Genomic DNA, 25,082 nt, shown 5'->3' on the forward strand with positions numbered 1-25,082 from the left:
AAATAGACGCAAAAAGCCTATCTCTTTTTTTGTATATTATTATGAATTAAAAAATAAAAAGAATGCGCTACCATCATTATAACGCATTTATTCTCTTAAAATTATCTATTTAATTAATTTGTAAACTTTTTTATTAGGGATACTTAACTAAATCCAATAAGAAAAAGGAACCCATATTTGAGTTCCTAAGTAAGACAAGATTTTAAACAAATCTTGTTACGATTTGTGTTAAAAATGCAAGAAGGACTCCACAAGACGCATAGATTCTTGTTTGAGGTAAATCCTTTTTCAATGCATAGCCAAGAATAAAGAATCCTACAACCGGCATACAATAAGAGAATACAAATGCCAAAACGTTTAAGATATAGCTCTTTAGAGAATTCAGTTTGTGACTCATAGTTTCATCGCCATTTCTTTATTTAATAAGAATGGTCTTAAATAGGCAACGGTTGAACACATTGGTAAAACATCATCATTTAATGAAATATTCAATTCATTAATAATATACTCTCTTCTCTTTTGAATTCGATTCCACAATTCTGGTTCTTCTTGTGCGATCTGTTTTCGTAGATTTTCATCTGCTAATAAAACTGTACTTTCTGCACTTGTTCCTGCATAGCCTGATTTTGATGGAATAATATCAATTTGATACAACATACCGCTTCGTACTAATTCTTTACTATTCTCATAAATATTTGATGACATCCACTCTTCATCAGCTGTTAAATGTCCAGGACATAAGCTCCAGTTGTATTCAGCCTTTGGCATTGTTTCTTCAATTAAATCATAAACTTCGCCACCAAGCATTCCACAATGAATTTTTTCTAGCCATACTGCTACGGATGAGAAATATGGTTTTACTAGTGCATCTAGATAATCTTGAACAGATTCATCCAATTCACTACTGTTATGCACTGCATATCCAGCTCTAGATGAGAAACCACCTTTATATCCAATCGACAAACTAATTGGATCTTTTAATTTCACTGTGTTCGTTGTTGGATAAATATTTGCCTTGATAAATCTAGGTCCAGATGCTGCAATTGTAACTACACTATTTCTTTGTCCATATGCATTTAAGATATTTCCCAATTCCATTTCTGAAACACCTTCATCCAAGTGATTCATAGCTTTCAAAATGCAGTCACTCGCAAGGGAAGCTCCAAATTCATAGTGAACAATTTCATTTACATTGTTTATACAACGAGCTCCATCTTCTCCAATAAATAATCTTGTTGCGTTAAACACATTACTTCCAACAAGTTCCATAATTGTATCTACAACATAATATGGAACATCGAACAATTGGGCATTATCCTCATACTTACTAGTGAAGTTTTTCCATCCAACAATGCCCACTTTAGCACCATCTTTTAATTCACAGCGCTTTAAGATATCTTTGATTCCTTCTTTAACATCCATGGGTTGATTAGGTAATGAAAAATGTGGGCAGTGAATAGGCGTATTTTTAATTCTCGCCTTTGAAGCTTTATTTAAATTTTCATTTCCTAGAACCATACAGTGATTTCCATTTGAATTCAAAACTAATAATGCTTCTTCAAATCTAGGCAAGAATCCTGTCAAGTACTCAAAATTATTACCGTGTTCTAAATCTGCATAAATCACTAATGAATCAAAGTTTTCACGATTCATTCTATCTAACACTTTATTTAATCGTTCCTGCATTGTTTCATCAGTTAACTGCACGGGAACATTTGTGCAATCGCACTCCGGTAATTTTACATTTTCATATTTTACTTCCATAAATCTAATCTCCTTAACTAAACAACTATCTATAAGAATACACTTATAGATAGTTTGTTATTATTTATATGTTTCGGCTGCTTGTTTTAAAGCATGTGTTGCTTCTTCTACTTTAGGACCATATACAACCTGAATATTGTTTTCATTAATACGAATAATACCTAATGATCCAGTTGTTTTTAATGCAGCTTCATCAACTACTGAAGTATCATTTAAGATTAATCTTAATCTTGAAATACAGTTATCGATTTCACGAATATTTTCTTTACCACCGATAGCCTTTAAAATTGTTGTTCCCAATTCACTAGCTTCAACTTGTACTACATCATCGCTAGCATCTTCTACATCACGACCAGGAGTCTTCAAATTCATCTTTTCGATTACATATTTGAATACAAAGAAGTAAGCGAAGAAGTAAACAATTCCTAAAATCACGCAGAAGTACCATTTAGTATATGTACCTTGAAGGATTCCGAAGATGAACAAGTCTACGAAACCACCACCAGCATTACCAACACCAACTTGTAATAAAGACATAATCAAGAAAGACATACCAGCCATAAATGCGTGGAACACCCATAAGATTGGTGAAATAAAGATAAATGCGAATTCGATTGGTTCAGTAATTCCTGTTGCGAATGAAGTTAATGCAGAAGCCAATAACATACCTTTAACTTTTAGTTGTTCTTTTGCATAAGCTGTCTTATACATTGCATAACAAGCACCTGGTAAACCAAACATCATGAATGGATGAGTTCCTTGAGTTAAGAAACGTGTTGCTTGATGAAAGATGTTCATATCCATATTCTTTGCGACTAATTCAGCTTGGAAAATATTTAATGCACCAGAAATAACTTGACCATCGATCATTGCAGTTCCACCAACTGGAGTGAAACGAATCAATTGGTTTAATACGTGGTGTAATCCAGTAGGAATCAATAAACGTTCTGCAAATCCATATAGGAATAATCCAAATGGTCCAGATTTACTAATAACATTTCCTAATCCATCAATTAACATACTGAAGAATGGCCATACGAAGTAAGAAACGATTGCTACGAATGGTACTGTTAAGATAATCATAATTGGCACGAAACGGTTACCAGCAAAGAAACTAAATGCTACAGGTAATTTTTGTGTATGAAATTTATTGTGAATAAATGCTGTCCATAAACCAGTTACAATACCTCCAAAGATCCCCATACGATAAGTGAAAATCCCTAATTGTGTGTCATAAGCCGCATTTATTTGATATGCCTCTAATGTACTTGATCCATGACTCGTTAAATAATCGATAGCTGTGTTTTCAGCTGTGATTCCATTTAATCCTAACATATAATTAAGCATTACGTGGAATAAAACGAAACAGATAACAACTGCAAATCCGGATATTTCCTTATCTTCTTTTACCATACCCGTGGCAACAGAAATCGCAAATAAAATTGGTAATAATCCAAACACCTTTCCGACTAATGCAGATCCTGCTCCTACAACAGCTTGTACACCTGCTGCATTCGCAAATCCCTCTCCAACTAAACTAGCATTGGTTAAAATAGATACGATACCTAACAACAAACCAGCTGCTACAATTATAGATAACGGTCCCATCATGGACTTACCTAACTTTTGTATAAAAGTTCTCATGTAATCTTCTCTCCTTTATAATTCCAAAATGTGTAATAATTACTTGCAAGCTCTTACATTTGATATGCTACATTAAAACGATTTTCAATTCAATAAAACAATGGCCTTTAAAAATGTTAATCAAAGTCTGTTTTTCCATCCATTTCTTGAATTTTCATCCAACGGTATAAATACGTAAAAACATGCATTTAAAGGAACAAATTAAGGTTTATTTTTTTTAAAAGTTGACATATGATAGATGTATAAAGCAAAGGACTTAGATATATATGACACTTGAAGAATTAGTAAATCAACATCATACTCAATTAAACGAAAACGATTTATATATATTAAATTTTATTTTCCAAAATATGGAATTATGTCAAGGAAAAACAGTATCCGAAATAGCACAGTTATCAAATGCGAGTGCATCCAGTATCATTCGAATTGTTCAAAAATTAGGATTCAAAGGCTATAGCGAATTCAGATATTTTTTAAGAAATGAACTCGATCGAAAGGATCGTGCAAGCGTTATTAACACGAATAAGATTGGTTCTTCAGTTGTGTTAGAAGATGTGACATCCACAATTCGTTTATTTGAACAAAATAAATTTATTGAAGATATATATAAACTAATGGCAACTTCAAATCGAATCTATGCTTATGCAACTGGATACGGTCAATCCTTGATGTTAAAGGAATTCTCTAGATGCTTAATCAATGTAGGAATTCACCTGATTATTATTCCTGGTCAAATCGAGCTTAATTTAATTTCAAACACATTAAAGCCGGATGATTTATTATTCATCGTTTCTCTATCTGGCAATATTTCAAAACTTAAAACAGATATACAAACCGTTCAATTAAAAGGAACTCCAATTATATCGATCACGCTATTTTCACAGAACGAATTATCTCATATGGCCAAATACTCATTGTACTATCAAGTATCAAACATTAACCAAGAGACTAGATTGAATAATTCTTCATTCTGTACATTAATGCTTATATTTACACTATTGTATGAAGGTTACATAAATTATAAAAAGAATGCCATATCGTAAAGCATTCTTTTTCTGTATACAATAAAAGCAATTTAAAGAAGTTCTCTCTAAATTGCTCATGTGTTTATTTATTTTATTGATAAATCTTTAACTAATTCAAGTAATACGTTAGCGCCCTTTTCAATGTCTGTATATTCTGTCCATTCTTCAGGGCAGTGAGATACGCCACCATTTCTACTAGGTACATAAATCATGTTTGTATCCACAAAATCAGCCATAATCATAGAATCATGTCCCGTTCCTTGGTTCATTTGTTTGTGACTATAACCTAATCCATCACAAATTTTCTCCATTTTTTCAACGTTCTCATAATCCATAATACTTGGACCTGTTGGATTTGGATAATTTACTCTTCGAATTTCTTCTAACTCTGTCTGAATACCATATTTTTCAGTTACTTCATTTAATAAATCTATAATGATTTTATTAAAATCATTATTATCAACTACTTCTTTAGTGAAAGTACGAATTTCAATTTTACCCTCAACATATTCTGGTACAAACTGATTCGAGTTAGGAACAATATTCAATTGTCCTACCATTCCAGTCGCATCATCTCCAAATGTACGCATAACCGCATTAAACTTTTCAATGAAGTATGCTGCACCAACTAGAGCATCTTTTCTTTTACTCATCAATTCTGTTGAATCCGCTGTTTTTCCATGGAATTTAATTGTGTATCTTCCAATACCAGCAAGATATTTAATTAATCCAACTTCAATGTTCTCTCTGTCTAAAACAGGACCTTGTTCAACATGAAGTTCTAAGAAGTTTTTAATTGTTTTTGGATCCCTTTTTGCCTTTTCCAAATTTGGTTCAACACCATAGGCTCTTAAAGCCTCTAATTTAGTTTGCCCAAAACGGTTTTTACGAGTCTCTAGCTCATGATAAGTAAGAGTTCCCATCATGGCTCTTGAGTTTGTAACACCCGTACTTGGCCCAAAAGTAAAGCCCTCTTCAGCATTCATTAAAATTAATTCAAGAGGATAGTCGTTTTCAAAATTATTTTCATGTAATACACGCATAACCTCTAATGCTGCAACAGAACCAGCAACTCCATCAAAAGCTCCTGCTTGATAAACTGTGTCATAATGAGATCCCAACATAACACATGGTGCATCTTTTAATTTACCTTCACGACGTCCAAATAATGTTGACATGCCATCTTCATAAACAGTCAATCCAATTTTTTCCATTTCAGATATTAAATATTCCTTAGCCATTTTATCTTCTTTTGTGTATGAAGATCTAGTTACACCACAACCAGGAGTTTCATTAAATGTGGCTAAAGTCTCAATATCATTTTGAATTCTTTTTACATCTACTTTCATATCCCATACTCCTTTAAACACCCAAATCATAGCACTGATAATTTAATGCAACAATGCATCTCAATCATTATGGTTGTATATTCAAATTCTGAATATTTATTTAAAAAAGTAGGAAAAATTACAAATAATCTCCTACTCTTTTTGATTTTGTCTATTTATTAAACTCAATAATATTATCTTGGCCAGCTACTACATTGCTGTGAGGTTTAACAATTGAAAATTTCTCTTTATTAGGGAATATAATCATACAAGATGGATCTTTCCCTTCATTTTTCAATGCATCAAAATCAACCTCTACTAAAGCATCCCCTGCTTTAACAACATCGCCCTGTTTTACTAAAGGTTTAAAGCCTTTTCCATTTAATTCAACCGTATCAATACCGATATGAATAATCATCTCAATACCGTTCTTTGACTTAATCCCAAAGGCATGTGAAGTAGGGAATACTGTTACAACATCTCCATCCATTGGTGCAACAACAACTTTTGATGTCGGAACCACCGCAAATCCTGGACCCATCATTTCTTGTGAAAACACTGGATCATTCACTTCACTAATTGGTAAAATTTTTCCGTCTACCGGACATAAGAATACTTCTTTTTTCTTTAAAAAACCAAACATATTTATTCCTCCGTTTTTACTAATTATAATATGGATTCTTTCGATTAATCATTCATTTTATGAATATCCATTCTTTAATTTTAATATCCTATAAAATTGAACAAGTGTAAATTGTTATAAAACTGCATTTATAAAAATTCTCTTCTTCTACTAAATCAGTCACACGACTTGTTACACTTATATATAAAACAGTCTAATAGAAATTAGCTCAAGGCCAAAAAAAGGAGCCCATATTTGAGTTCCTTAGTAGCAATATAGCATTACGTTTTCAGACATTACGACATTATATATAGGGACATATCATGATGATATATCCCTATTTGTTATGATATAATTGTTCTGCCGAATCAAAATTGATAATGAATACTTTCCTTATACTCTTCATACAATTTTTGATTTAATGCATCACCGCCATCATAGTTAGCGCTATAAAAAATTGGCGGTTTTTTCATGCCTGAATCTACTAATTTGTGTACTACAGCAGCAACAATCGAATTAAGCATCATTGTTCCAATTACTGTTGAAGTTGGAGAAACCTTTTGTTCTAAACCATCAATTTTTATGCAAGCATCACCAACATCTCCATGATTATCCAAAATAATATCTGCCAATTCATACAGTTTCTTTTTTGACGGATGACGAGAAGTCAAACTTTTAGAATAAGATAAATTTGTGATAGCTGTTACTTTGGTGCCCTTTTTTTCGTTTCTGCTGCAATTTCAATGGCTACTGGATTTCTTCCAGAAACAGAATGAACAATTAATCCAGTTGTTTTATATTTTCAAACTATTTCATAAAAACCAACCATTCCTTTCAGCTTCGCTTCAAGGCACACATTGGAATTAAAATGTGCAATGAGCTTTGCTTTTATTTTTTATCTTTTATTTGCTACCATGTTCTTGAAGTTAGAAGTGCACTACAGAGCACGGTCAAGTGAGTTGCAGACTTCTGCATCTCGTTCAGATTAACTACTTGAATTTTATATAGTTAGCTTTTTAAAAGATTTTCCAATAACCTGATACACATATCCGATACCATTTCTTTTCTGAATTTTAGTCATTTTATAACGAAGAACCTTCACATTTTTTGAGTAACATAATAGCCTCCAAAATTAGTTATACTGTATACTCTGTTATATCATAGATTCTGCCAATAAAAAAAGTAGAAATCCCCCATAAATACAGGAAATTTCAACTATTCATTCAAAAATTCAATTGTAGTTATACATTTTTTACAAAGTTAAGGATATATAAGAAAAAGACTTTAGTTTCATTTTCCTGAAATCCTTGCATGTTTTATTTACCATATCTACGATTTGGTTTGTCATCTGTAAAACGTTTCGATCTACGATCATCATCAAATCTTCGTCTAGGTTTGAAGTCGCCATCTTTTCGATCATCAAAACGTCTTCTTGGTTTATCATCCTCAAAACGGCGTTTCGGCTTGAAGTCTCCATCTTTTTTATCATCAAAACGACGTCTAGGTTTGAAATCTCCATCTCTTCTTGGTTTATAGTCACGATTTTTTCGATTATCAAAACGACGTCTAGGTTTATAGTCATCATTACGAACAAGTAGTGTAACACTTTCTACATGTGGAGTTTGACTAAACATATCGAGTGGTTGAATCTTGACAATACGATATTCTTTCTTTAATACGCCTAAATCTTTAGCCAAAGTAGCTGGGTTACAAGATACATAGATCATCGTTTTGATTTTTGATTTTAAAATAGTTTCCTTCATTGTATCATCCAAACCAGAACGAGGCGGATCCACAATCAATGTATCCACTTCTTTTTCTTGTACTAAATGTGCTAAGGCACTACCCGCATCTTCACAAATGAAAGATACATTGTCTGCATGATTTAACATCGCATTTTCATTGGCATTATCAACCGCATCCTGAATGGATTCAACACCAATGATTTCTTCAGCTTTATCTTTCACAAATAAACTGATAGCACCAATACCACTATAGGCTTCAACCGTAGTCTTTGATCTTGGCATCCAATCTTTAACCACATTATAAAGATTCACGGATTGTTTCGTGTTTAACTGGAAGAAAGATCTAGGAAGTAAAGATAATTGAATATCTTCTAATTGAAGATGCATCTTTTCTTCTCCCCAAATAAACCGCATATCCCCAAATACTTCACGCTTTGTTTCTGTTTTTACACTTTGCCAGATTGATACAACACCCTCTAGTTGAGTCACATCACGAATAAATTCTTCACTGATATCTTCTTTTCCCGTCACAAATATAATTTGAATCTTAGAATCAAATTCTTTCATCACCAATGTACGATAACCCGTTTTCTTTTTATCATCATACATCTTTAAATGATGCTCATTCATAATTTTTAAAACTTCCTGACGCGTTTGTTCCAACAATTTTGAATGCACATAACATCTTTTCATCTTTTGGAAATGGTTTGTATCACGCTCATACATTCCTGTATATAACTCCCCATATTCTTCACCAAAAGGAAGTTTGCAGCTATTACGATATGACAATGGCTCATGATTCTTTAAAATTGGTAAAATGCGACCATTATAATCCGCATACTTAATCAGCGTTTCTTTTAAATTACCCTCTTTCATCTTGCATTGTGCTGGATACTTTACGTGCATCAAAGCACATCCACCACACTCTTTCCAAATTGGACAAAGTGGGTAGCGACGCTTTGAACTCTGTTCAACTAAACGAGTTAATTCTCCAACTAAATAAGTACCTTCATCACTTTTAATATCAAATTCAATAACTTCATCCGGAATGGCATTTTCAATAAATACTGGCTTTCCCTCATGGAACGCAATTCCCTCACCATTAATTCCCCATTTTTTTACTGTTGTTTTCATGTTTTTTATACACAGTTACGACAAACTCAAACGTAACCTCTAACCTTTCTAATTGTTTTACACGATCAAGTCCAGCTTGACTCGTTTTATATCGATATGGTGTCATTTCTAGTAAAGACCATACATCATCTACCATCTTATTTTTCTGAATAATTTCCTGGTTTACCAATTCATATTGTTCTAGTATTTCAGGCATTTCATTTTCGTATGGTGTGTCATACAATACTTCTTTTAATTCAAAACAATGCTTAGGACCCGGACCTACTACGATCCAATATCCATTTTCTTTTAGTATACGATAGATTTCATCTTGGCCTAAAGGCACAAAAATACTTGTAACACAATCTATACTCTCATCTAAAAAAGGCATATCAAATAAACTCCCCACAATATATTGCGTATGTTTATCTTGTTTAGACGCATGAAGAATCGCTTCCTTACTCAAATCAATCCCATAACTATGTTCAAAGTTCGCCCCTATCTCTTTTGTATAGTAACCCTGACCACAACCAGCATCCAAATAAATAGATCCATTAGCCTTTCCCTTTACATATTGACGCATAAAATCATAATAATCTTTTTTTAAAAAATCGGTACGCGCTTTGACCATCAAAGCATTGTCCCCATGATTCTTTGTCTGTTTACGCGATAAGTTCACATAACCTTGTTTGGCACAATCAAAAGAATGATTATTTTCGCATCGAAATGTTTTATTTTCTTTTATTAGTTTCTTTTTACACACCGGACATATCAACATAAAAAGATTATAACATAAAAGAAAAAGAGAAGCGCTATATTTCACTTCTCTTAGAATAAATCTTCTTCAACCTTAACTGGATGTACCCAAATATCTTCTGTATTATCTATACAATCTTGTACCATCTTGTCAAAATCCCATTTTGCCTCATATTTTTCACACTTATCCACACGAGGTTTAGTGACCGGATTCTTTGGTGTAAAAATCGTACAACAATCTTCATAAGGAAGAATACTTGTTTCATATGTTCCAATCTTTTTAGAAAGATCAATAATTTCAACTTTATCCATACAAACAACTGGACGAATAATCGGCATATTTGTGACATCATTGATTGCTAGCATACTCTCTAAAGTTTGACTTGCGACCTGTCCAATCGATTCACCTGTTGCGATAGCTTGAGCATGTCTTTTCTTAGCTAGGCCTGTCGCAATACGCATCATCATACGACGCATCAATGTGATTGCATAACTTTCATCCGCATTTTGATAGATTGCCAATTGTAGATCTGTAAATGGAACAACATGAACTAAAACATCACCTTGATAACCAGATACAAGTCTAGCTAGTTCCATTACTTTTTCTTGGGCATTTTGTGAAGTATATGGAGGTGAAGCATAGTGAATACATTCAATGTGTACACCACGTTTCATCATTAAATAGCAGGCAACTGGAGAATCAATTCCACCACTTAATAAAACCATGGCCTTTCCGCCAACACCAACTGGATATCCACCAGCACCTTGAATACGATCTGTCATAATGTAAGCTGCATCTTGATGTACTTCAACAACAATTTTTACATCCGGATTATGAACATCAACTTTCCAGTCACTGTTCTTTAAAATCTTAGTTGCAACCCTACGATTAATATCGTCTGAAATATATGGGAATAGTTTATCACTACGACGTGCAGCCACCTTAAATGTTTTTGGTGTTGTTAAATCTAAAGATTCATAACAAGCATCAATGATTTGATCTAAATCTGGTTCCACTTTAATAGCCAATGAAAATGAAGATATTCCAAAAACTTTAGCTAAAATATCACTAACCTGCTTAGAATCTTCATCATGAAGATAAATATACATACGGTCGTGCTGTTTCTCAAATTCTAATGTTGGGAATGCTTTTAAAGCTTTACGAACATTGTCATAAAGCGCCTTAATAAAGTTGTTACGGTTTTTTCCTTTTAAACTCAATTCGCCATAACGAATTAAGATATGATTATAACGATAAGCCATAATTCTCTATAATCTCCTTACATGTTTCTATAAAATATTTTGCCTCTTCCAAAGTATTCTCATTAGAAAAAGATAAACGAATTCCATGTGTCGCATCAAATTCTGACTTGTGCATAGCCAATAACACTTCAGAAGCATTCGTATTTTGTGATGAACAAGTACTTTTTGCGGATACACAAATTCCCTTTTGATCCAAAGCGTTCAATAAGACTTCACTTGTTATTTGATCAAATGAAATATTGAGAATATAAGGAATCGCATCTTTTGGCGAATGTACATGCGCACCATTGATTTTAGTTAATTCTTCACGCAAATATTGGTTGATTTTTAAAACATGATCATAAGCCTTTGATTGTTCCTCTAAAGCTAAACGAATTGTCTTTGCCAAAACAATATTCGCCGGTGCATTCTCTGTTCCACCACGAAGTCCTTGTTCCTGTTGTCCACCTTGAATAATTGGAACAAGTTGAATCTTCTTTTTCTTCATTAAAATGGCACTACCCTTTAGACCATGAATCTTATGTGCAGAGATCGTAGCCATATCTAGTTTTTCAAAAGGAATATCAATTTTTGAAAAACTCTGTACACAATCCACATGAAATACACACGTTGGATTTTGGTGTACAATTTTTTCTAGTTCTAAAATAGGATTGATAGCTCCCATTTCATTATTCACATGCATAACCGATACTAAAATTGTATCTTTACGCATATGAGATTTTAAGCATTCTGGTGTAACAATTCCATCTTCATTAATTGGAAGAAATTCAACTTCAAATCCAAAACGCTTCAAAAACTCCATCGCATGACGAACACTCGAATGCTCAACATTGCTTGTGAGTACATGATGACCTCGATGTTCATTGGCCAAGGCATATCCTACAATAGCTAAAGTGTTTGATTCACTAGCAGCTGATGTAAAGATAATTTCACTTGGATCTACATGAAGCATAGAAGCAATATTTGATCGACTTTTTTCCATGAGCGAACTTGCCTGGCGACCAGCCGCATGCAAACTATCTGGGTTGCCATAACAAGTTTCTAACACTTGCCCATAAACACGACGAACCTCTGTACGTACAGAGGTTGTCGAAGCATTATCAAAATAAATCATTACTGCACCTGGTTCATGACAGCAGGATCTTTTTGAGCTACTAACTTCTCATAAATTCCTGGGTGCATGTTTTCGATTGCTTGAATCGCAATCTTAAGTGCACGAGTATATTCTCCATTTTGGAAACATAACTCAGCACGAGTTAAATCCGAATCCATTTGTGCATGCGTACTACGGAAACGGTTACCAAACACAATCGCATTTTCTACCATAACGGCAACACCGACTAAATTGTTTGCGTTATTGTATAACTTATATACAAAGTCGATGGCATCCTGCAAATCTGCATTTAATGTTTGTACATCTAATGGTGAGTGATCCAACACTACACGAACACGTTGAATCAAGCGTTCGCCTTCTTTTAAATCTGCAGAAAATTGAGATGAGATACTAGGCAAATGACGTGTTACTGTATTTAAACGTACTTCATTTAAAATCAATTGTAATTTTGTCAATTGTTTTTTAGCACGTGATTCATCACTGCTTGCTCCCACTAACATCTCTTTCATATCCTTGACTTGATCGTGGAATTCATTAACATCTTCTGAAAATTTACGATAACCATGAACTACATCTACGCTAGGACGTTGATTTTGTTTCAATTCTTTTTGAATTTCATCACGACGATTTGATAAATCTTCCATTTGGATTTGTGCCAAAGAGAAGCGGTGTGTCCAATCTTCTAGACCAAAACGATCTTTAATATTGGCATAAAGCGCCATAATTTCCTCAAGTTCCTGACCAATGACATTAACTAGATCTAAATTAGATTGAAGACTTACATGGATTTCATCATAAGCTTCTTTTTCATTCGTTACATCATCTTGTAATGCTAGAATGTGATCTCCAATGATTTCCAAGTTTTCTTGTGCCATTTCAAATTCACCTGCATCCAATTGATCAATTGAACTAGACAAAGCACTTTGAATGGTTGTTAATTTTTCTTCTGGTTCTAAATAAGATAAGTCGATATCTTTTTCCTGTAATTCCTTAATGTGCAAACGAACTTCGTTGATTGCACGAGGCAATACATTTTTGGCCTTTTCATATAGTCCAGGGAAGGCTGCAATTTTAGAGCTAATCTCATCCACCATTTTTGAGATTTTTTCTTGTTCTTCCTTTGCCTTGTTAAATTCTGAAGCAAACATCCACTCTTCAAAATTAGAGAATTCATTTTCAATTTCCTCTAAGCATGAATCTACATAATTAACAGATCCATAAAATGAAGAACGATTATCTTGGTAAACAGTTTTCACATTGCGAAAACGCTCTTTTAAAGCATTTGCCGATTCACGAACCTCTGTTTCACGAGCCAAGACATGATCTAATGACTGAGTAACAATACGAATTCTTTCTTTTGTCTCATCCATCATTGTTTCTAAATCGTCCATAGCTCGCATAGATTTACGAAGACGATGTCTAGAAACATAATCATCTGCTTCATTAAACAAATCATCACAAGCACTTAAGTTTTTTTGACAAGTATCATATTTTGGAGTCAAGCTTTTCACTTTATCCATGATATCATCATTCACTCTTGCGAATGCCGATGCTTTGTTGAACTTGTAGGCCAAGGAATTGTTACGAATTTCATTCATTTCGATCTCAAGATCTGAAAGTCGTTTCGACGCCTTTTTACGTTTGATCATACGCATAATGATCCAAATCAAAATCAAGACTAGAATTGCTATACAAAGATAGATAATTACAGTCACAGAAAGTTGATTTCGAATGAACGCGTATACTGATCGAAAGAAATTCAAAACACTATCCATAGTGGTACCTCCTTGCAAACCATTCTTATTATAGCAAAACTTCAAAATCATTGCATCATTTTCTTGATTTTATTAATATTCTTTGATATGATACATAAGCATAAATTGATAGCAGCATACAAAGTTAAAGGATATGCGTTGCAGCCTTATTAAGCGATATGAGTAAGCTAATAGCTGATAGCGGAAAGTATCATTGTCAACACAGCCTTTAAAGATTTGTACTGTTATTGTTTTGTGAATGATATAAAACAATAGGAGGAAAAATTATGTCAAGAAACACAGGAAGCGTTTGGAAGAAGTCACGCCGCCTTGGATTCTCAGTATTAGAAACTGGTGAAGAATTAACTCGTCGTAACACAATTCCAGGACAACACGGAAATGCTCGTCGTCCAAAATTAACAAACTACGGTATCCAATTACAGGAAAAACAAAGAATTCGTCACACTTACCAATTAAGTGAAAAACAATTCTACAACACTTACTTAAAAGCAAGTAAAAAAGCTGGTTCTGCTGGTGAAAACTTCTTAGTAATGTTGGAATCTCGTTTAGATAACATCGTTTATCGTATGGGATTTGCACGTACTCGTCGTGCTAGCCGTCAGTTAGTAAACCACGGACACGTATTAGTAGATGGTAAGAAAGTAGATATCCCTAGTTTCCAAGTAAAACCAGGACAAGTTATCGAAATTCGTGAACGCGCTAAAAACTTAAGCGTAATCAACGAAGCTTTAGAAGCTGCAACAGCAACTGTTGATTTTGTTGAAGTAAACAAAGATGCTAAGAAAGGTACTTATGTTCGTTACCCAGAACGTAAAGAACTATTCACAGCTCAAGAAATCAACGAATTGTTAGTAGTAGAATTCTACAACCGTTAATCTTAGGCATAGAACAAGAAAGAAGCGAATTGATCGCTTCTTTTTTTGTGGATGTGTTTTCTTAATTCATGTATTTTATCTGTTGATCAACGTAGAAAATCAACTTTTTCAGCTACAAAGCCATAGTTTAGATATACCCTGTCATCCTTCTGGTATTTACGCGAATGAATACGACCATTAATTCCCACATAGTCTCCAATCTTACACGAAGCACTTACAGTTTCTGCGAGACCTCGCCATACTTCAACGATTACATCATCACTTTCATAAACACCTTCTGAATTTGGAAAATTACGCTGCACTCGAATTGGAAGCTCACAAGTTTTTAATCCATTGCTTGTCTCCTTTAACATTGGCATGTCCGTAATTTTTCCCACGATACTAAACGCATTCATAATTGATTATCCTCCTTCAACTCTGACCACCATATTTATCACCATCCTTCTTCAATGATATTCTACAAATATGTCACATATAAAACAAACGACCTATCTTATCTATAGGTCGTCTTTTTATGCGTTTTACATGCGTTTTTCCCCTCTAATTTGCTAAAAAAAACACAAATTAGATCAGATAGAGTCATTCGGAAGAATTTTTGTCACACAAGAATGTGAGAAATCCAAATTCTTAATATAGGCATGTACTTGCTCAATTTCCATATTTTGAATGCTATTTAAATTTTCAATATAGTCATACTCCTCAAAGTGACTTCGAAGTAAATCATTGGCCAAGCCATCAAAATGATCTAAGCCACGCAAATTATTCGCGATTGCCTGTGCATGCAACGACTGATAGTCTTCATTAGAAATCGACTTATTCTGTACAAGCTCATTTACAAGTTCAATAAAGGCATTTGGATTTACTGTTTGAGCATAAAACAAGATATAACTATGATCCAAAGTAAAGTCCGCTTCTGCGCCTACAAACTGTGTAAAGATTCTTTGATCTAGCCATTCCTGAAAATTAGGATTTAAAGGACCCATGATAGAATCTAACCACATATTCACCGCAAAGTCTTTTTCGAATGCTTCTTCCTTTGTCTTGCAAGCATCCATCTTATAACCAACACATACAAATGGCTGATGAATATCCATATGATCGACATACTCTTTGCGATTTACTTCCTTTGGCTCTTCCTTAAAGACACGCTCAATCTTTTTATTTAACTTACTCAAAACATCTTTTTGACATTCCTTGATCCAATCCATGATTTCATTTGTATCTTTTCCAGTTACACCCACAAGACACAATTTACTAGGATCATAATTTAATGCATAAAATTGTTTTAAATCCTCCATGCTCATATCTTGAATATCTTCTTTTGAACCGAGTACATCAACTTTCATTGGATGATATTGAAATAAAGAAATCAAAGTTTCCTTAAAAAGACGTTGTTCAGGCGATTGTTGATACATATCATATTCACTAAGAATAATCCCCTTTTCTTTTTCAATCGTTTCATTTGTCACATCTAAATTTTCGACAAAATCCAATAAAAGTTTTAATGACTTTTTCACATCCGCCGTAGTCGAAAAATAAAATGCCGTTTCTGTATAAGAAGTATATGCATTTGTAGAACACTGTAGGTTCGCAAATAAATCACTTACATCTTCTCCATCCAAATAAAACATTTGATGCTCTAAATAGTGCGCAATTCCACTCTTATGTCTAACCACTTGCCCATCTACGCTTTGATCAATATCAAACCCTCCTACTTTAGCTCCTAAAAGAAATAGTGATTTTTGATAATCCGGTTTATGTACAAGAATCACCTGTAAACCATTTGACAATGTTTCCTTTTTAATATCCAAATTATAATTCATTTTCTTTCTCCGCAACAATGGCCACTGAAGCCAAATTCAATCGTAAGGCAACACGTGAAATATCTTCCTTTGTCACCTTCATAATTCTCTCAATTCTTTGCTCAGGCGTGAGCTGGCGATGTAAAAGATCATCTAAAAAAGCTTGCGCAATCAAAGATTGAGCATGATCTAATCCACTAATAATACGGTCCTTATAGTCCATCTTTGCGATTTCTAAATATCGATCATCATAATCCATGTTCAATAATCGATCTATTTGTGTTTCTATCAAATTTAATACTTTTGTGACATCCTTACGATTCACACCCGTATGAATTAACAAAGCTCCATCAAAGCGAATAATAGAAGAGCTTATAGAATAACAAAGACTATTCTTTTCACGAATTTCATCAAACATTAAATTCTTCTGGCTTTGCCCCAAAATACTATTTAAAATTAGTTCAGCCTCATAATCCGAACTTGAAATATCAACACCTGTCGAATAGACTTGCGAAATACAAGTTTGCGCAATATCCTTTTCAAAGGTTTTATAGCTTGTTTCTACGCGAGGAAGCAATGTTCTTTCCGATATAAAAGCACAATGCGAATCTAAACTATCAATATAATCATACAATTCATCCGTTACATAACCACAGATATAGAAGTGTTTTGCCATATCCATATATAATGTATAGGCTTTTTTCACATCCTCTAAAGTAAGTGTCGCTAAATCTTTTAAACTTCCCTGCACAGGAATTGAAATAGAATGTTTAGCATGTGCCATCTCAAAGGCACACATACAAGACAAGCTGGCCGGATCATCCATTTGTGCCAACAATCTATTTTTTAACAAATACACTGACTCCTTAAAGTTTTCCTCATCCAATACAGAATGAAACAGAACTTCATCCATAATATCTTTAATTTTATCTAAATAGCTTCTATCTTCAATCCAGTCTGGACGGACAAACTGAAAACGAACATCGAGTTGAACAAGATCTCCATAAGATGTTAAACCATAAGACACCTTTGTTCCATAAGCACGATTTAAGGTAGAAGCTAATTTTTGTTTCGAATTCATTTTCTGCGTTTTCGCCTTCATCATATACACAAGCACGTTTAAAGCACTAATTGTATTTCGATGAAAAGGCATCATGGTTTTACAAGAAACATAAACATCACTAAATTTTTGCGTTTGTATATAGTTCATAAGTAAACCTCCTTGAAAATATATTAATAATTCTACCACAAAAACAAAAAAAAAGGCTAGAATTCAATCTAGCCTACGTGAACGTATCCAATTAATGCCTTGTCACAAGAAACGCTTGATACAACAGTCTGGCTTCCATACCATCCACCATGAACTGCTTGTCCGTTTCCAATGTAAATAGCAACATGTCCTGAATAAACAATAATGTCACCTGCAACTGGACTTGATGTGATTGTACCAAGACTCAAATAGTCTTCTGGCCAACCGTGGAAATTAATTCCAACAGCTCTCAAAGCATTAGTAACTAACATTGTACAATCTTGTGTAGTTCCTACTTGTGCTAATGCAGCAGCAGCAATTGCTGAACTGTTCACACTTGGGGTTGGAGCTACATAATCTTTAGCTGGAGCATCAGGAGTCGATGGCTGTGCTGGCGCTTGTGTTGTAGTTGTTGTTGTGCTTTGAGCTGGAGCACTTTGAGTAGTTGATTGTGCTGGAGCCTGAGATTGAGTCGTTGTATCTTGAGTTGGAGTTGTTTCCTCAGAAGGGGTTACTTCAGTCGCAACACCATTTTCATCAATCTTATATCCATCTTTTTCGGCATTTTTAATCAAATCACCATTTTCATCGAACGCATATTTAGTACCTTCGATTTCAACGATTTGATTCTTAGTTACTTCACCGTTTTCTGCATAATACAATTTTTGACCGTTGATCTCTTGCCATCCTGTACGGAAAGTACCGTCTTCTTGAGTGAAATATGTTTTTCCGTCTACATCAAATTGACCTATAGCCATCTTTCCATCTTCACCAAAGAAATACTTCTGGCCATCGATTTCCTGCCATCCTGTTACACAATTTCCATCGGCATCAAAATAATATTTCGAACCATTTTCTTCAACCCAGTTTGTTGAAGTTTTGTTTCCTTTTTCATCGTAGTATGATTTACCATCATTACTCCAACCATGAAGAAGAACACCTTCTTTTTGGAAATTATACTCACTACCCTGAATTGTCACAGAACCTCTTGCAGCAGTTCCGTCTTGTTGGAAATAGTAAGTTTCATCTGAAACAGTCTGCCATCCAAACTGCATTTCTCCTTTATTATTGAAATAATAAAGTTCCTTATCGATTTTTGTTAAACCAGTAGCTGTCTGACGATTTGATTTTAAAACATAATAACGATCTGCGCCTTCACCATGCCATCCTGGTTGAACTTCTTTGGCATACATTGTCGAAACAATTGGTCCAGAAGTCAATAGACATAGGCTTACGGCTAAAATTTTACTGTGCTTTTCGATAAAATTCATCATATCACCTCTTCGTTACAACACCTGAAGTTTAACAAGATTTAAATTTTGTTGCAAATTTTCGCAAAAAAATTATTTACACTTTTTAGTAATTAATTTCTTAAATATTTCTTAATACACTTTATATAAAGTATCTAAATATAAATTATGGTAAATTATGTGATTTTGTAAAAAATTGTACATAATTTATAAAATGTATAACATTGTCTACAAATCGTGAACAAATCTATCCTGTTCTAAGATTATTCGTATCAATCCTAAAAGCCATAAAAGAATCACTATACCGACAAGAATTAAGCCGCCTATTGAAAGCCATTTTAAGCAATTTATTACCAAATATACACTTGCAGAATTCATACCTTTTACAAGCCAAATAGAACACCAAACGTATTTAAATCCATTTAAAATTATAATAATTCGATATTTTTGAGCCAAAATCAACAATCCTACAATCCCCATTATGTCTATCAGTTTTATACAACTAACAACACCAGCAATATTCAATGATGGATTTGAAATCACATAATATATGATACGTATCAAAACACTCGATTCATAGTTGGATAAGTGGGCCTGCAAATTGAACAAACTTTCATAATCAGTTATAAAAAATAATTTAGAAAATAATATTAACTGCCAAATATTCTGCCATAACCAGTATATGGTTATAAATACAATAAAAATAAAGATTCGCTTTTCAAACGAATCTACATAACGATCAATCAACTTTAAGATTTTCAAGCCAATCCTCTCCCTTAAGTTCTTCATGTGTACTTAGTCCTGGATAATCAAGTTGGCGTAGTACTTCATAAACGATAATGGCAGCACAATTGGACAAATTCAAACTTCTCGCATTTGCGACCATAGGCAAGCGCATGCAAGTATCTAAATGATGTTGAAGGATTTTTTTATCAACTCCCGTACTTTCTTTTCCAAGCACAAGATATACATCGCCTTCTTCTTTCGTAAAATCAAATTCACTTGGTGCTTTTTTACCATAACGAGTCATAAAATAATAGTGTTCACTTGGATTTTCAGCCACAAACGCATCCCAATCTTTATGAATGTGGATATCCGCATCCTTAATATAATCCATTCCTGAACGACGCAAATGCTTTTCATCCAAAGAAAAACCCAATGGTTCAATTAAATGTAAACGCGAACCCGTAGCCATACAAGTTCGAATGATATTTCCTGTATTCTGAGGAATCTCAGGTTCATACAATACTACATGCAACATATTATTTACTCCAATCCTTTAAAAATTTCTCAAGTGCTACTCCTCTATGAGATACACTATTTTTCTTTTCTTCACTCACATTGGCAAGTGTTGTCTTAAATTCAGGATAATAGAAGATTGGATCATATCCAAAACCATTTGTTCCAACCATTTCATCATGAATCAAACCTTCACACTCTCCACGATATACATATTCTTTTCCATTTTCATTAATATAGGCAATGACACACACATAGCGAGCCGTACGCGTTTTTCCCTTTACCTGATCTATAATATATTGATTCTTGATATCATAGCTTGTGTCTTCACCTAAAAAACGAGCTGAATACACACCTGGCTTCTTATCCATCGCATCTACTTCCAAACCAGAATCATCGCTGATTACAGGTTCATGAAGTTCATTAAATAAAGTACGAGCTTTAATTAGCGCATTCTCTTCAAATGTTGTACCATCTTCTACAATATCAATTTTATGATCCAGATCTTTTAAGCATTTAACTTGGCAATCCTTCAACATCGTCTGAAACTCTTCAACTTTATGAGCATTGCTCGTTGCTATCCAAATTGTTTTTTTCATTTTTTATCACCGATATATATTATAGAAAGAAAAAATGGGGTTTTCAACAAGAGTTGTGCTAAATTGAACCTCTCCGCATCGAAGTGACGACTGTTCTTAGATTGCATTAAAAAAACAAGTACAGTATCCATATGTGTATTGTGTGGTGTATATGTTCTAATCTTGCCAATCAGAAACGATATTGGCAACCAATGAAAACACAAGTTCTGTTGCGATGTCGATTTTCTCAGGTATTTTTAATCTAGATATTGGATTAAGAATTTTTATTGGAGGATAAACCATTAACCTTCTCAACATTCAATCCATCGGATATATTGCAGGTGCAATCACATAATCTTTTATATATGCCGACGCTAATATATGATAGAATAAATGGGTTGGAGGAATTTATGGAATACAAGAACGACAATAAATTTTATTTTGAAATTGAAAAAAGAATTCCTGGTCATTTAGGAAGAGCCGGAATTATACATACACCCCATGGAGACATCAAGACCCCTGCATTCATGTGTGTTGGAACACATGGTGAAGTTCGCTTTGTTTCTATGGAAGAATTAAAAAGTATTAATGCCCAAGCCATGTTGAGTAATGGATATCATTTACGAAACATTTCCCCAGAAATTGCTGAAAATGGAGGTTTATCCGCATGGTCAAAATGGAACGGTCCAACTTTAACGGATTCCGGTGGCTTTCAAGTGATGTCTTTAGGTTCTGGCTGCGGAAAAGTTGTCAGCATGAAACGTGAAGACAATATGAAGAATACCGAAGAAGAAAAACGTTTGGCCCACGTAACCGAAGATGGAGTACACTTTCACGATCCATTTACAGGGCAAGAAGATTTTATTGGTCCAGAAGAAAGTATGCAAATTCAATGTCGCATTGGAGCCGATATTCATATGGCTTATGATGAATTAACTTCTTTAGCCGATACATACGAATATAACGTTGAATCCTTGGCAAGAACTGAACGTTGGGCAAAGAGAAGTCTTGATGAACATAAGAAACATTGTGATGATTTAGGCTACCACCAATCTTTATATGGTGTCATTCAAGGTGGGCGTTGGGAAGATCTAAGAAGATCAACTTGTAAAAAGTACGCTCAAATGGATTTTGATGGTTATGGATTAGGTGGTGCTTTCCTTAAAGAAACGCTAGGTGATATCTTAACTTGGTGTAACGAAGAACTCCCTGAAAATAAACCAAGACACTTATTAGGATTGTCTCATCCAGATGATATCTTGATTGGTACAGAAAATGGTGCCGACACATTCGATTGTGTAGCTCCTACTAGAGAGGCAAGACATGGAAGATTGTATACAATGCATGGTCCTATCAATTTATCAAAATATAGAGATAGCGATGAAATCATTGATGAAGGTTGCGATTGTCCTACTTGTCTTTCTCATATCACACTTGGTGAATTAAGAAGACTATGGAAATCGCAAGACCGCACGGAATCCGCAAAGTATTTCGAACTTGCTTCTATACATAATCTTCGCTTTATCATCCGTTTAACTGAACAAGCTCGACAAGCTATTTTAGATGGAACATTTAAAGAATTCAAAGAATCTTTCTTAAATTCATACTACAAGAACAAGTAAATGCTTGTTCTTTTTTTGAAAAAAGAGAAATCAAACGATTCCTCTTAAATAAAATCTTGGCAAGATACCAATAAATCAATTTTCTTCCATTGTGTTTCCTCATCAATGCAGTTACCTTCTTCAACAGAGGCAAATCCACATTGTGGAGAAAGTGCAATATTATCACCGACTACAGCTTTAGCTTGTTCATAACGTGCCTTAATCGCATCATGCTCTTCTAATTCTTTACGCTTTGTAGAAATCAAGCCAGCTACAAATGTACGGCCAGTACCTTTTAAAACAGCCCATGGATCAAAGGTTCCACTACGAGCATCATCATATTCTACAAAATATCCATCGTATGGAATGCTCGCAACAGACTTGGCAATCGTATCATAGAATCCATGGAACAATGGATTTCCTTTGAAGTTTCCTTTACAGAAGTGTGTTGCGATCTGCATGTCTTCTGGACGATTTTCTAAAGCCTTAGTACTTACACGTACAAACCAATCTAACACTTGTGCTTTTGTATAACCCAATCCCTCTACTTTTGATACAAATGTATCATCAATCATATAGGTCCATGAAGTATCATCAATTTGAATATAGCGACATCCATGATTGTAGAAATCACGAATAGCTGCCTGATATGCCAATCCAATATCATCAATGACTGCTTCAATATCTGTTCCATAGTATGGCGTATCTTTGATACCTAACTGTAAAAAATGATCAATCAAAATCATGTTTGGTCCAGAAATACACTTCTTAGCTTCTACACCATATTTACTTGCCTCATTCTTCAAGAAATCCCATGCGTACATTTCTTTATGTGCTTTATTTGGATCATAAGAAATCTTACCTTCAATCATACCTAATTCAATATGATTGTTTCTTCCATTAATAAATTTATCCAAATGTTTTGTCGTAAAACCACCAAATTCTTTTAACCAATCTAAATGCCACCAGCGACGACGGAATTCTCCATCTGTCACAAACTTCAATCCATGTTGTACTTCCTTCGCAACTAATTTTGCGATTTGTTCATCCTCTACATCACGCAATTGTTCATATGTGATTTCATTATTATTAAATTTAGCACGGGCCTCTTTAATTTCCTGTGGTCTTAAAAAAGATCCTACAATATCATATTTAATATTCAACATAAGTAATTTTCCTCCAACGTCATCATTTTATCATTTCTAGTTAATTATTGATAATATTTAATAATATACGCCCGTTATAACTTTTATCTATAATAAAAAAGAAAAGAATGTGATAAAATAATTTCTATGAACACAAAATCATATATACTCAACCAATTTCAAACATACCCACAACTAGAACTACAGGATTTAATGAAATTTTTATACCAAAGCAGTTTTGGTTGTGAACACTTACTTTCAAATCCTGATACAGTTAAAAAACAGATCCAACAAGAACTCGACACAAAACTAGATACATGTAATTCCATTGAATATCTAGATGGAAATTATGTTCGTCTTCATTTAAATTATGGATTGAGCGTAAATACACTGAGTACTTTATTTATTTTATCAAGTCAACAAGAAAAAAACGGCAAGGAACAGCTCGAAGAAAAGCTTCAAATCCTTATCGATATGATTTCCAATCAAGAACTTCCATTTTCTTTAAACAACGCTAAGCTAACTCTTTTAAAATGGAAAGAAGATGGATATCCTGCCATTCATCATTCCAATACATTCAATCAATTGTACCATCCATCTTATCGCTTAATACATAAAAAGTACGTTCCTTTCTTAAAACTATTTAAGCATATCGACAACAAGCATCCTTCTATTATTTCAATCGACGGACGTTGTGCTTCGGGTAAGACTACACTTTCAAATCTTTTAAAACAAATATATGACTGTAACGTATTTAAAATGGATGACTTTTTCTTACAACCCCATCAAAGGACAAAGGAAAGGCTTGAAAGTCCTGGAGAAAATGTAGACCATGAGCGCTTTGAACAAGAGGTCTTGATTCCACTATCAAAACATGAAGATATAAAGCTGCATAAATTCAATTGTTCAACTTTGTCAATACAATCTGCTCACTTAATTCCATATAAATCATTTAATGTCATTGAAGGTTCTTATTCGATGCACTCAGATCTTCAAAAATATTATTCGTATTCTGTTTTCTTAACCGTGAGTAAAGAAGAACAACTTTCAAGACTTGAAAAAAGGAACCCAAATATGTTGAACAATTTTATTCAACGATGGATTCCTTTAGAAGAACTTTATTTTAAAACTTTTTCAATCCAAGACATATGTGACATAAAAATAGATACATCAAAGGCCTAAATCATCAGGCCT

Annotated in this window: 22 protein-coding genes and 1 pseudogene; 4 read left to right on the forward strand and 19 right to left on the reverse strand. The window is 33.9% G+C overall.

Features of this window, described 5'->3' with window-relative positions; translation table 11 throughout:
• Positions 1–202 precede the first annotated feature (202 nt).
• The 3 genes from H8911_RS00300 to H8911_RS00310 are packed head-to-tail and all read right to left on the reverse strand — an operon-like array spanning position 203 to position 3,408.
• The gene (locus H8911_RS00300; protein WP_186998314.1) at positions 203–397 is read right to left on the reverse strand and encodes a hypothetical protein; all 195 of its coding nucleotides are present in this window, start codon (positions 395–397) and stop codon (positions 203–205) included.
• Positions 394–1,764, reverse strand: coding sequence for a M24 family metallopeptidase (locus H8911_RS00305; protein ID WP_186998315.1), 1,371 nt, complete (start codon positions 1,762–1,764; stop codon positions 394–396). The genes H8911_RS00300 and H8911_RS00305 overlap by 4 nt, the downstream gene beginning before the upstream one ends.
• Positions 1,765–1,824: 60 nt before the next feature.
• The gene (locus H8911_RS00310; RefSeq protein WP_117923954.1) at positions 1,825–3,408 is read right to left on the reverse strand and encodes a PTS transporter subunit EIIC; all 1,584 of its coding nucleotides are present in this window, start codon (positions 3,406–3,408) and stop codon (positions 1,825–1,827) included.
• Between the two features lie 266 nt (positions 3,409–3,674).
• Between H8911_RS00310 and H8911_RS00315 the strand changes: the two genes are divergently transcribed.
• Entirely contained in the window at positions 3,675–4,451 is a 777-nt protein-coding gene (locus tag H8911_RS00315) for a MurR/RpiR family transcriptional regulator (protein ID WP_117923952.1), read from the forward strand.
• A gap of 68 nt (positions 4,452–4,519) precedes the next feature.
• Here H8911_RS00315 and H8911_RS00320 read toward each other — a convergent pair whose 3' ends face one another.
• The 8 genes and pseudogenes from H8911_RS00320 to H8911_RS00355 form a co-directional block, all read right to left on the reverse strand.
• Positions 4,520–5,782, reverse strand: a complete 1,263-nt coding sequence (locus tag H8911_RS00320) for a M20 family metallo-hydrolase (RefSeq protein WP_186998316.1) — start codon at positions 5,780–5,782, stop codon at positions 4,520–4,522.
• 151 nt (positions 5,783–5,933) lie between these two features.
• Entirely contained in the window at positions 5,934–6,404 is a 471-nt protein-coding gene (locus H8911_RS00325; protein WP_117923948.1) for a PTS sugar transporter subunit IIA, read from the reverse strand.
• 347 nt (positions 6,405–6,751) lie between these two features.
• A pseudogene (locus H8911_RS00330) lies at positions 6,752–7,096 on the reverse strand (phosphoheptose isomerase family protein); the annotation flags it as partial.
• A gap of 603 nt (positions 7,097–7,699) precedes the next feature.
• Positions 7,700–9,262, reverse strand: coding sequence for a 23S rRNA (uracil(1939)-C(5))-methyltransferase RlmD (gene rlmD, locus H8911_RS00335; protein WP_244975737.1), 1,563 nt, complete (start codon positions 9,260–9,262; stop codon positions 7,700–7,702).
• The gene (locus tag H8911_RS00340; RefSeq protein WP_186998317.1) at positions 9,231–10,019 is read right to left on the reverse strand and encodes a putative RNA methyltransferase; all 789 of its coding nucleotides are present in this window, start codon (positions 10,017–10,019) and stop codon (positions 9,231–9,233) included. The genes rlmD and H8911_RS00340 overlap by 32 nt, the downstream gene beginning before the upstream one ends.
• Positions 10,020–10,069: 50 nt before the next feature.
• Entirely contained in the window at positions 10,070–11,260 is a 1,191-nt protein-coding gene (thiI, locus tag H8911_RS00345) for a tRNA uracil 4-sulfurtransferase ThiI (protein WP_117923944.1), read from the reverse strand.
• On the reverse strand, positions 11,244–12,374 hold the full coding sequence (locus tag H8911_RS00350; RefSeq protein ID WP_117923942.1) for a cysteine desulfurase family protein: 1,131 nt from the start codon (positions 12,372–12,374) through the stop codon (positions 11,244–11,246). The genes thiI and H8911_RS00350 overlap by 17 nt, the downstream gene beginning before the upstream one ends.
• On the reverse strand, positions 12,374–14,149 hold the full coding sequence (locus H8911_RS00355) for a septation ring formation regulator EzrA (RefSeq protein WP_227402247.1): 1,776 nt from the start codon (positions 14,147–14,149) through the stop codon (positions 12,374–12,376). Before H8911_RS00355 ends, H8911_RS00350 begins: the two co-directional genes overlap by 1 nt.
• 266 nt (positions 14,150–14,415) lie before the next feature.
• Between H8911_RS00355 and rpsD the strand changes: the two genes are divergently transcribed.
• Positions 14,416–15,024, forward strand: coding sequence for a 30S ribosomal protein S4 (gene rpsD / locus H8911_RS00360; RefSeq protein WP_117570841.1), 609 nt, complete (start codon positions 14,416–14,418; stop codon positions 15,022–15,024).
• 86 nt (positions 15,025–15,110) lie between these two features.
• Here the strand turns inward: rpsD and H8911_RS00365 are convergent, their stop codons facing one another.
• From H8911_RS00365 to rdgB, 7 genes are all read right to left on the reverse strand, one after another.
• A complete protein-coding gene (locus H8911_RS00365; RefSeq protein ID WP_117923939.1) occupies positions 15,111–15,419 on the reverse strand; it encodes a single-stranded DNA-binding protein in 309 nt (102 codons plus the stop codon).
• 174 nt (positions 15,420–15,593) lie between these two features.
• Positions 15,594–16,847 carry an EF-P 5-aminopentanol modification-associated protein YfmH gene (gene yfmH / locus H8911_RS00370; protein WP_186998319.1) on the reverse strand — a complete coding sequence of 418 codons (1,254 nt, stop codon included), beginning with the start codon at positions 16,845–16,847 and terminating at the stop codon, positions 15,594–15,596.
• Positions 16,837–18,036, reverse strand: a complete 1,200-nt coding sequence (locus H8911_RS00375; protein WP_186998320.1) for a M16 family metallopeptidase — start codon at positions 18,034–18,036, stop codon at positions 16,837–16,839. Before H8911_RS00375 ends, yfmH begins: the two co-directional genes overlap by 11 nt.
• Before the next feature lie 68 nt (positions 18,037–18,104).
• A complete protein-coding gene (locus H8911_RS00380) occupies positions 18,105–19,349 on the reverse strand; it encodes an NlpC/P60 family protein (RefSeq protein WP_186998321.1) in 1,245 nt (414 codons plus the stop codon).
• Between the two features lie 204 nt (positions 19,350–19,553).
• Positions 19,554–20,087: a hypothetical protein gene (locus H8911_RS00385; protein WP_186998322.1), complete on the reverse strand. Its 534-nt coding sequence runs from the start codon at positions 20,085–20,087 to the stop codon at positions 19,554–19,556.
• Complete coding sequence (locus H8911_RS00390; protein ID WP_117923929.1) at positions 20,065–20,586, reverse strand: tRNA (cytidine(34)-2'-O)-methyltransferase; 522 nt, start codon at positions 20,584–20,586, stop codon at positions 20,065–20,067. Before H8911_RS00390 ends, H8911_RS00385 begins: the two co-directional genes overlap by 23 nt.
• 1 nt (position 20,587) lies before the next feature.
• Positions 20,588–21,163, reverse strand: coding sequence for an RdgB/HAM1 family non-canonical purine NTP pyrophosphatase (gene rdgB / locus H8911_RS00395; protein ID WP_186998323.1), 576 nt, complete (start codon positions 21,161–21,163; stop codon positions 20,588–20,590).
• A 389-nt stretch (positions 21,164–21,552) separates the two neighbouring features.
• Between rdgB and tgt the strand changes: the two genes are divergently transcribed.
• Positions 21,553–22,764 carry a tRNA guanosine(34) transglycosylase Tgt gene (tgt, locus tag H8911_RS00400; protein ID WP_186998324.1) on the forward strand — a complete coding sequence of 404 codons (1,212 nt, stop codon included), beginning with the start codon at positions 21,553–21,555 and terminating at the stop codon, positions 22,762–22,764.
• 44 nt (positions 22,765–22,808) lie between these two features.
• On the opposite strand, the gene H8911_RS00405 is transcribed toward tgt, so the two are convergent.
• Positions 22,809–23,909: a uroporphyrinogen decarboxylase/cobalamine-independent methonine synthase family protein gene (locus H8911_RS00405; protein WP_186998325.1), complete on the reverse strand. Its 1,101-nt coding sequence runs from the start codon at positions 23,907–23,909 to the stop codon at positions 22,809–22,811.
• Positions 23,910–24,035: 126 nt separating this feature from the next.
• On the opposite strand from H8911_RS00405, the gene H8911_RS00410 reads away from it, so the two are divergent.
• Positions 24,036–25,070 carry a nucleoside/nucleotide kinase family protein gene (locus tag H8911_RS00410; protein WP_186998326.1) on the forward strand — a complete coding sequence of 345 codons (1,035 nt, stop codon included), beginning with the start codon at positions 24,036–24,038 and terminating at the stop codon, positions 25,068–25,070.
• Positions 25,071–25,082 lie beyond the last annotated feature (12 nt).

This window comes from Holdemanella hominis (assembly GCF_014306155.1).
Lineage (GTDB): Bacteria > Bacillota_I > Bacilli_A > Erysipelotrichales > Erysipelotrichaceae > Holdemanella > Holdemanella hominis.